Annotated in this window: 1 protein-coding gene and 1 pseudogene; both read left to right on the top strand. The window is 72.2% G+C overall.

The window, feature by feature from the left end; all coding sequences use genetic code 11:
* Positions 1-3: 3 nt before the first annotated feature.
* Positions 4-3350 (top strand): annotated as a pseudogene (locus tag OG734_RS10390) (type I polyketide synthase).
* A gap of 73 nt (positions 3351-3423) precedes the next feature.
* Positions 3424-10047 carry a type I polyketide synthase gene (locus tag OG734_RS10385; protein WP_330287202.1) on the top strand — a complete coding sequence of 2208 codons (6624 nt, stop codon included), beginning with the start codon at positions 3424-3426 and terminating at the stop codon, positions 10045-10047.
* The last annotated feature ends 66 nt before the right edge of the window (positions 10048-10113 follow it).

The raw sequence follows: 10113 nt of genomic DNA, 5'->3' as shown, positions 1-10113 counted from the left end.
TACCTGAAGAAGGCCGTCGCCGATGGCCGTGAGGCACGTCGGCAGCTGCGTGACCTCGAGGAGAAGCGGCGCGAGCCGATCGCGATCGTGGGCATGGCGTGCCGCTATCCCGGCGGCGTCGCCTCGCCCGACGACCTCTGGCGTTTGGTGGCCGACGGCAAGGACGCCATCGGCGGGTTCCCCACCAACCGGGGCTGGGATCTGGACGACCTCTACGACCCCGACCCCGAACGCACCGGTACCACGTACACCCGTGAGGCCGGATTCCTGTACGACGCCGACGGGTTCGACCCCGAGTTCTTCGGGATGTCCCCGCGTGAGGCCACCGCCATCGACCCGCAGCAGCGACTCCTGCTGGAGACGGCGTGGGAGGCGTTCGAGCATGCCGGCATCGACCCGACCGCACTGCGCGGCTCAGGCACCGGCGTGTTCACGGGCCTGATGTACAACGACTACGGCTCACGGCCCCACCTGCCTCCGGAGGACTTCGAGGGCTATCTGTTCAGCGGCAGCGCCGCAAGCATCGCCGCGGGCCGGCTCTCGTACACCTACGGCTTCGAGGGGCCCGCCGTGTCCGTCGACACCGCGTGCTCCTCCTCCCTGGTCGCCCTCCACCTGGCGGCGAACGCGCTGCGCAACGGCGAGTGCTCGCTCGCCCTCGCGGGCGGCGTCACGGTGATGTCATCACCGGTCGCCTTCCTCGAGTTCTCCCGCCTCCGGGGTCTGTCGCCCGACGGGCGCTCGAAGTCGTTCGCGGGGGCGGCGGACGGTGTGGCGTGGTCGGAGGGTGTGGGGCTGTTGTTGGTGGAGCGGTTGTCGGATGCCCGGCGGAACGGGCATCAGGTCCTGGCCGTCATGCGCGGCAGCGCGGTCAATCAGGACGGTGCGAGCAATGGGTTGACGGCGCCGAACGGTCCGTCGCAGGAGCGGGTGATCCGGCAGGCGCTGGCGTCAGCCGGTCTGACTCCTGCTGATGTGGATGTGGTGGAGGCGCATGGTACGGGGACGCGGTTGGGGGATCCGATCGAGGCGCAGGCGTTGTTGGCGACGTATGGTCAGGATCGTGAACGGCCTTTGTATTTGGGGTCGTTGAAGTCGAACATCGGGCATGCGCAGGCTGCTGCGGGTGTCGGTGGTGTGATCAAGATGGTGCAGGCGATGCGGCACGGTGTGCTGCCCAGGACCCTGCACGTCGACGAGCCGTCGCCGTTCGTGGAGTGGGATTCGGGTGCGGTGGAGTTGCTGACCGAGGCGCGTGAGTGGCCGGTACGGGAGCAGGCACCGCGCCGGGCAGGAGTGTCCTCCTTCGGATTCGGCGGCACCAACGCCCACGTGATCATCGAGGAAGCCCCCGCCGAGACGCCCGCCGAGACGCCCGCCGAGACGCCCGCCGAGGACGCCGAGACGCGCACCCTGCCCGTACTGCCGTGGGTCCTGTCCGCACGCACCCCCCAGGCGCTCACCGCTCAGGCCGAGCGCCTCCGCGCTTTCGCCGGCCGGCCCGACGCTCCCGACCCGCTGGACATCGCCTACTCCCTGGCCACCACCCGAACCACCTTCGAGCACCGCGCGGTGGTCGTGGGCACCGGGGGCACCGAACTCCTCGACGAACTCGGCCGGTTGAGCCCCGTCACCCCGTCAAGCGGTGGGTTGGCTGTGGTGTTTTCGGGTCAGGGTGCTCAGCGGGTGGGGATGGGTCGTGAGTTGTATTCGGCGTTTCCGGTGTTTGCGGGGGCGTTGGATGAGGTGTGTGGGGTGTTGGATCCGTTGTTGGGTGGGTCGTTGAGGGGGTGTTGTTCGCGGCGGAGGGTTCTGCTGAGGCGGTTTCGCTGGGGGAGACGGGGTGGACGCAGCCGGCGTTGTTCGCGTTCGAGGTGGCGTTGTTCCGGTTGGTGGAGTCGTGGGGTGTGCGGCCGGATTTTGTGGCGGGGCATTCGGTGGGGGAGTTGGCGGCTGCGCATGTGGCGGGGGTGATGGATCTTGCTGAGGCGGGGCGGTTGGTTGCTGCTCGTGCGGGGTTGATGCAGGGGTTGCCGGGTGGCGGTGTGATGGTCGCGGTGGAGGCCTCCGAGGCGGAGGTGGTGGCCGCGGTCGGTGATCGTGGTGACGTGGTGGGGGTGGCGGCGGTGAACGGGCCGTCGGCGGTGGTGGTGTCCGGGGCCGCGGATGCCGTGGAGGAAGTGGTGGGGGCGTTGGCCCGGGAGGGCCGGCGGGTGCGGCGGCTGGAGGTGTCGCACGCGTTCCACTCGCCGTTGATGGACGGGATGCTGGAGGAGTTCCGTACGGTGGCGAAGGAGATCCGTTACCGGGCGCCGCGGCTGCCGGTGGTCTCGACGGTGACGGGGAAGGTGGCCTCGGGTGAGGATCTGCGCTCGGCGGACTACTGGGTGGACCAGGTCCGTCAGGCAGTCCGCTACGCCGATGCCGTCACCACCCTGGAAGCCGAAGGCGTCACCACGCTCCTGGAGATCGGCCCCGGCGGAGTCCTCGCAGCCCTGGCCGCCCAGACCGTACGTGACCCCGACGCCCTGACCGCCACCGTCGCGACCCGCGCGGGCCGTCCCGAGCCGGAGACCCTGGTCGAAGCGCTCGGCACGCTCCACGCCCGGGGCGTGGCCGTCGACTGGGAGGCGTTCTTCACCGGCACCCGGGCCCGCCGGACCCCGCTGCCCACCTACGCCTTCCGCCACCAGCGGTACTGGCTCGACGCGCTGCCCCCGTCGGACGGCGACCGCGCGCCACGCCCCGTCCCGACGCCGTCGGCCGCGCCCGTCGGCCCCGAGGAGACGAGCGGCACCGTCCCCCTGGCCGAGCGGCTCGCGCCGCTGAGCGAGGCGCAACAGGAGCAGTACCTCCTGACCGTCGTGACGGAACTGGTGGCGAAGGTGCTCAAGCACCCCGACACCTCCGGCATCGTGCCCGACCGTCCCTTCCAGGAGCTCGGCTTCGACTCCCTCACCGGCGTCGAACTGCGCAACCGACTGGGTGCCGAGACCGGCCTGCCGCTGCCCGCCACCGTCGTCTTCGACTATCCGTCACCCGCCGCGCTCGCGGCCTACGTACGCGCTGAGGCGGTGGCCGTCCCCGGTGTGCCGGCCCGTTCCGTGACCGCGGAACTCGACCGGCTGGAGGCCTCCCTCGAAGCCCTGGCGGCGGACGGTTCAGGAACCGACGACACGCGGGCGGCACTCTCCGCACGGCTGAGGACCCTCGCCGACCGCCTCGCAGGTCCGGCCGACGGACCGCTCCCGTCCGCTGCCGCCGCCGATGTGGCGGACCTGATGGCAGCCTCGTCCGCCGACGAGATCTTCGACTTCATCGACAGCCGGCTCGGCCGGGCCGCGGACTGACGCCTCACACCCCGCCGCCCAGAACCGCTGCCCAGAACCGCCACTTCCGGTACCGAGGAGAGACTGATCCCGCATGTCCGCTGACGTGTCCCGTGAGCAGAAGCAGGCCCAGACCGCCCAGACCAAGGAACAGAAGCTCGTCGACTACCTGAAGTGGGTGACAGCCGACCTGCAGAAGGCGCGCGAGCGGATCGAGACGCTCGAATCGGCCGCCACCGAACCCGTCGCCATCGTGGGCATGGCCTGCCGCTTTCCCGGCGGCGTCGCGTCACCGGACGACCTGTGGCGCCTCGCCGCCGAAGGCAGGGACGCGATCAGCGAGTTCCCCACCGACCGGGGCTGGGACCTGGACGCCCTGTACAGCACCGACCGCGACGAGCCCGGCACCTCGTACACCCGGGAGGGCGGATTCCTCGACGGGGCCGCCCTGTTCGACGCCGACTTCTTCGGCATCTCGCCCCGCGAGGCACGCGCCATGGACCCCCAGCAGCGCGTCCTCCTGGAGACGGCGTGGGAGGCCTTCGAAGACGCCGGGATCGATCCGGGAACGCTCCGGGGCAGCCGTACCGCCGTGTTCGCCGGCGTGATCGAGCAGAGCTACCTCGGCCTCGAAGGCCCCGCCGAACTTGAGGGCCACCTCATGACCGGCAAGCTCAGCAGCGTGGCCTCCGGGCGCATCGCCTACACCTTCGGCCTCGAAGGCCCGGCCGTGTCCATCGACACCGCGTGCTCCTCCTCACTGGTCGCCCTCCACCTGGCGGTCGAATCGGTACGCCGAGGAGAGTCGACCCTCGCTCTCGTGGGCGGCGCGACGGTCACCGCGACCCCGGGCGGATTCGTCGACTTCTCCCGGCAGGGCGGACTGGCCCCTGACGGGCGGATCAAGTCCTTCGCCGCGGCGGCCGACGGCACCTCCTGGTCGGAGGGTGTGGGGCTGCTGGTGGTGGAGCGGCTGTCGGATGCCCGCAGGAACAGGCATCGGGTGCTGGCTGTCGTACGCGGCAGCGCGGTCAATCAGGACGGTGCGAGCAATGGGTTGACGGCGCCGAACGGTCCGTCGCAGGAGCGGGTGATCCGGCAGGCGCTGGAAAGCGCCCGTCTCACCCCTGCCGACGTGGACGCGGTGGAGGCACACGGTACGGGGACGCGGCTGGGGGATCCGATCGAGGCGCAGGCGTTGCTGGCGACCTACGGACGGGACCGTGAACGTCCTTTGTGGCTGGGCTCGTTGAAGTCGAACATCGGACACACGGTCGCGGCAGCCGGCGTCGGCGGCGTGATCAAGATGGTGCAGGCGATGCGCCACGGGGTGCTCCCCAAGACCCTGCACGTCGACCGGCCCACCCCCATGGTCGACTGGAGTTCCGGTCCGGTCCAACTGCTCACCGAGGCACGCGACTGGCCTGCCCGCGAGTCGGGCCCACGCCGCGCCGCCGTCTCGGCGTTCGGTGTGAGCGGCACCAACGCCCACGTCATCCTTGAGGAAGCGCCGGAACCGGAAACGGACGCCACCTCCCCGGAACCGGGCCCGGACCGTACGCTCCCTGCAGTGCCCTGGTTCCTCTCCGCGCCGGACGCGGACGCCCTGCGCGCACAGGCCGAGCGACTGCGGGACCACCTGGCCGCCCACCCCGAGCAGTCCGCCACCGACATCGCCCGCTCCCTGGCGACCACGCGCACCCGGCACCACCGCCGCGCCGTCCTGACCGGAGCCGATCGCGAGGAACTCACCCAGTCCCTAGGGCAGTTGACCGAGACCGAACCGGGCGTGGCGTCTCCGATCGTCGAGGCCCCCACCCGTCCCGGTGGGTTGGCTGTGGTGTTTTCGGGTCAGGGTGCTCAGCGGGTGGGGATGGGTCGTGAGTTGTATTCGGCGTTTCCGGTGTTTGCGGGGGCGTTGGATGAGGTGTGTGGGGTGTTGGATCCGTTGTTGGGTGGGTCGTTGAGGGGGGTGTTGTTCGCGGCGGAGGGTTCTGCTGAGGCGGTTTCGCTGGGGGAGACGGGGTGGACGCAGCCGGCGTTGTTCGCGTTCGAGGTGGCGTTGTTCCGGTTGGTGGAGTCGTGGGGTGTGCGGCCGGATTTTGTGGCGGGGCATTCGGTGGGGGAGTTGGCGGCTGCGCATGTGGCGGGGGTGATGGATCTTGCTGAGGCGGGGCGGTTGGTTGCTGCTCGTGCGGGGTTGATGCAGGGGTTGCCGGGTGGCGGTGTGATGGTCGCGGTGGAGGCCTCGGAAGACGAGGTGGCGCCCTGGCTCGTCGGACACGAGGACGAGATGGCCGTCGCCGCCGTCAACGGACCGCGCTCGGTGGTGCTCTCCGGTGCGCACGACGCCGTCGTCGCCGTCGGGGAAGGCCTTGCCGCGCAAGGCCACCGGGTGCGGCGGCTAAAGGTGTCGCACGCGTTCCACTCGCCGTTGATGGACGGGATGCTGGAGGAGTTCCGCACGGTGGCGAAGGAGATCCGTTACCGGGCGCCGCGGCTGCCGGTGGTCTCGACGGTGACGGGGAAGGTGGCCTCGGGTGAGGACCTGCGGTCGGCGGACTACTGGGTGGACCAGGTCCATCAGCCCGTCCGCTACGCCGACGCCATCACCACCCTCCACGACAACGGCGTGCGGGCCTTCGCCGAGATCGGCCCCGGCGGCGTACTCACCGCCCTCGCCCAGACCGTCCTGGCAGACGACAGGGCGGACACCACCGTCCAGGCCCTCCAGCGCCACGACAGGACCGAGCCGCACGCGCTGGTGGAGGGCATCGGCACTCTCTACGCCCGGGGCGTCCCCGTCGACTGGGAGGCGTTTTTCGCCGGCACCGGAGCCCGTCGGATACCGCTGCCCACCTACGCCTTCCGCCACCAGCGGTACTGGGTCGAGGCGAGCGGAGGCAGCGGCCGGGATGCCGGCGGCCTCGGCCTCGACACCACCGGCCATCCCCTGATCGGTACCGCGCTGTTCCCCGGCGACCGCGACGAGGCGTTGTTCACGGCCCGCCTGTCGGCCCGCACCGCCGGTCCCCTCACCGCGCACACCGTCGCCGGCGAGACCGTCGTACCGAACACGGTCCTGGCCGAACTGGCCATCCGGGCCGGCGACGAGACCGGCTGCACGGCGGTCGACCAACTCACCGTCGACACACCGCTGGTGCTGCCCCGCACCGGTGCCGTGCAGCTCCAGGTCCGCGTCGGCGAACCGGACACTGCGGGCCGACGCGTCCTCACCGTCCAGGCCCGGCCCGACGACGCCGGCGCGTCCTGGACGCGCCACGCGCACGGAGTGCTGAGCGAGGCACCGCTCGTCCCGCCGACGGCCACCGAGCCGGCGGCACAGTGGCCGCCGGCCGGCGCCGAACCGGTCACCGGCGATGACAACGAGCCGGACGGCGCGTCCGGCGCGTCCGCGATGTACGAGCGCTTCGCCGCCGCCGGTTCGGTGTACGGGCCCCCGTACCAGGGGCTCACCCGGATGTGGCGGCGCGCGGACGAACTGTTCGCCGAAGTGTCCCTGCCCGCCGAAGCCGACGCGCGGGGCGACGGCTTCGGTCTCCACCCGGCCCTGCTGGAAGCGGCCCTGCAACCGCTGTACGCGACCGGCCTGCCGGGCCTGCCGGGCCTGCCGGGCCTGCCGGGCCTGCCGCCCACCGCGACCCAGTGGCGCGGCCTGCGCCTCCACGCCACCGGCGCCGACACCCTGCGCGTCCACCTCGCCCCGGTCCCCGGCGCCGCCGACTCCTATGCGGTGCACCTCACCGACCCGGCCGGGCAGATCGTCGCGGTGGTCGACGCCGTGACCGTCGCCCCCGTCCACGCGGAAGCACTGCGGGCCGCCCGCTCGCGCCACCACGACGCGCTCCACCACGTCGAGTGGCTCGCGCGGCCCCTGCCCACCACCACCGCCCTGCGATGGATCACCCTCGGCTCGGACACGTACCCGGAGGTGCCCTCCGTGGCCGCCGCCGTGGCCGCAGGCGAGCGGATCGACGCCGTACGCCTGGACCTGACCACCCCTGCCGGGCTCGTCGCCGAGGCCGCCGTCAGGGACACCGTCGGCCGGGCCCTGGAATGGGCCCAGCAGTGGCTCGCCCAGGACACCCTGTCCGCGACGCCGCTGGTCGTCGTGACCCGTGGTGCCGTGGCCGTCACCGAGGACGAGGACATCACCGACCCGGCCGCGGCCGCCGCCTGGGGCCTGCTGCGCTCGGCGCAGTCCGAGGTACCGGGACGGATCGTCCTGGTGGACGCGGACGCACATGCGGGCGCCGGTTCGGACGCCCTGTCCGCAGTGGTCGCCTCCGGCGAAGCGCAGGCCGCGGTACGCGTCACCGGCACGGGCAGCGGTGCCCCCGAGATCCGCGTACCGCGCCTGCTGCGTACGCCGAGGCAGACAGCCCTCACGCCCGTCGGCCCGCGCGCCGACTGGGACTCCGACGGCACCGTCCTGGTCACGGGTGGTACCGGCTCGCTCGGTGCGCACTTCGCGCGTCACCTGGTCACCGAGCACGGTGTGCGCCACCTGCTGCTGGCCGGCCGGCGCGGCCCGAACGCCCCGGGCGCCGAGGCGCTGCGAGCCGAACTCGTCGCCCTGGGCGCGTCGGTGACCGTGGCCGCGTGCGACGTGGCCGACCGCACGGCCCTCGCACAGCTGCTGGCGTCGGTGCCGGCCGAGCACCCGCTGCGGGCTGTCGTCCACACCGCCGGCGTACTCGACGACGGGGTCATCGCGGCGCAGACCCCGCAGCGGCTCGACGCCGTGCTGCGGCCCAAGGCCGACGCGGCCTGGGCCCTGCACGAGCTGACCCGGGACGCAGACCTGACGGCGTTCGTCCTGTTCTCGTCCGTCGCCGCGGCCATCGGCGGCCCCGGCCAGTCCACCTACGCCGCGGCCAACGCCCACCTGGACGCACTCGCCCGGCACCGTACCGCGCTGGGCCTGCCCGCCACGTCCATCGCCTGGGGCCTGTGGGAGCAGGCGACCGGCCTGACGGGCGGCCTGACCGAGACGGACCTCAAGCGGATCGCCCGCAGCGGATTCCTCCCGGTCCGCCAGGAGCAGGGCACGGCCCTGTTCGACCTGGCTCTGCGGACCGGCCGCCCGTACACCGTGGCGACCCCGCTCGACACCTCGGCCCTGCGCCGACAGCCACAGGTTCCGACGCTGCTCAGGTCCCTGGTACGGGTGCCGGCCCGCGCCACGGCGCGTGGCGCGGTCGACGCGGGGCCCGCCCTCGCCGACCGGCTCGGCGGACTCGACGAGCAGGAGCAGCACACGATCGTCCTCGAAGCCGTGACGGCGGAGATCGCCCGGGTTCTCGGCCGCACCGACACCGCGGGCATCGACCCCGAACGCCCGCTGCAGAGCAGCGGCTTCGACTCGCTGACCTCCGTGGAACTGCGCAACCGGCTCGCCGCCGTCACCGCTCTGCGGCTGCCGGCGACCCTGGTCTTCGACCACCCGACCCCCCAGGCCCTGGCAGCGCACCTGCGCACCGCGCTTCTCGCGTCCCGGGACGAGAGCGCGGCGTCCGCCGAGGACACGGCCGTCGACTACGGCGCCGACATCGCCCTGCCCGACGACATCCAGCCGGCCGAGCAGGTCGTCCGCACCGTCGTCGCTCCGGCCGATGTCCTGCTGACCGGCGCGAGCGGGTTCCTCGGCGCGTTCCTGCTGCGGGACCTCATGCGCACCACGACCGCCCGCGTCCACTGCCTGGTGCGCGGCACGGACGACAGGGCGGCGTACGAGCGGCTGCGGGACAGCCTGGTCTGGTACCGCGTCTGGGACGAGATCGACGAGAGCAGGCTGCGCGTACTCGCCGGCGACCTGGCGAGCGAGCAACTCGGCCTGACCGAGGAAACGTTCGACGACCTGGCCCGCACCGTCGACGTGGTCTACCACGCCGGCGCCACCGTGCACTGGCTGCACCCCTACGAGGCGCTGCGGACCGCCAACGTCGCCGGCACCCGGGAGATCCTGCGGCTGGCGGCCCGCCACCGCACGGTTCCGGTGCACTACATCTCGACGGTCGGTGTGTTCAACGGGCCGGTCACACCCGGCGTTCCCCTGAAGGTGACCGACCCGACCGGCCCCGCCGAAGCGTTGCCGAGCGGGTATCTGCAGTCCAAGTGGGTCGCCGAACAGATAGTGGGCATCGCCCGGGACCGGGGCCTGCCGGTGTCCGTGCACCGCGTCGACGTCATCTCCGGCGACACCCGCAACGGGGCCTGCCAGACCCGCGACTTCGTCTGGCTCAGCCTCAAGGGCCTGCTCCAGGCGCAGTCCGCGCCCGCGGGAGTCGGCGGACGTTTCCATCTGCTGCCGGTCGACTACGTCAGTGCGGCCGTCGTCGGCATCTCGCTGCGGAGGGAGGCCGGCGGCACCTTCCACCTGTTCAACCGCAGCTCGCTGAGCCTCGCGGACTGTGTGTCGTACCTGCGCGAACTCGGCTACCGGCTCGACGAGTCGGACTGGGAGCGGTGGAGCGCGGCGGTGCGGGCCGACCGGGACAACGCCCTGCTCCCGCTGCTGCACGCGTTCGAGATGATGACCTCGGACACGGACGGCTTCTATCCGCCCATCGACACGACGGAGACCGAGGCGGCTCTCGCCGGCACGGACATCTCCTGCCCGCCCCTGACCCGTGAACTCTTCGCCCGGTACGTGGACTTCTTCGTCGAGGAAGGGCACTTCCCGCCCACCCGGTGACCGCCCACGACCGCCGATCGCACCATCTCGGCCGGCCGCCCGGCTCCTCCCAGGGAGCAGCCGGGC

The organism is Streptomyces sp. NBC_00576, from assembly GCF_036345175.1.
In the GTDB taxonomy this organism is placed as follows: Bacteria; Actinomycetota; Actinomycetes; order Streptomycetales; family Streptomycetaceae; genus Streptomyces.
The sequence above is the reverse complement of the archived record's forward strand: the minus strand, read 5'-3'. Positions and strand labels throughout refer to the sequence as shown.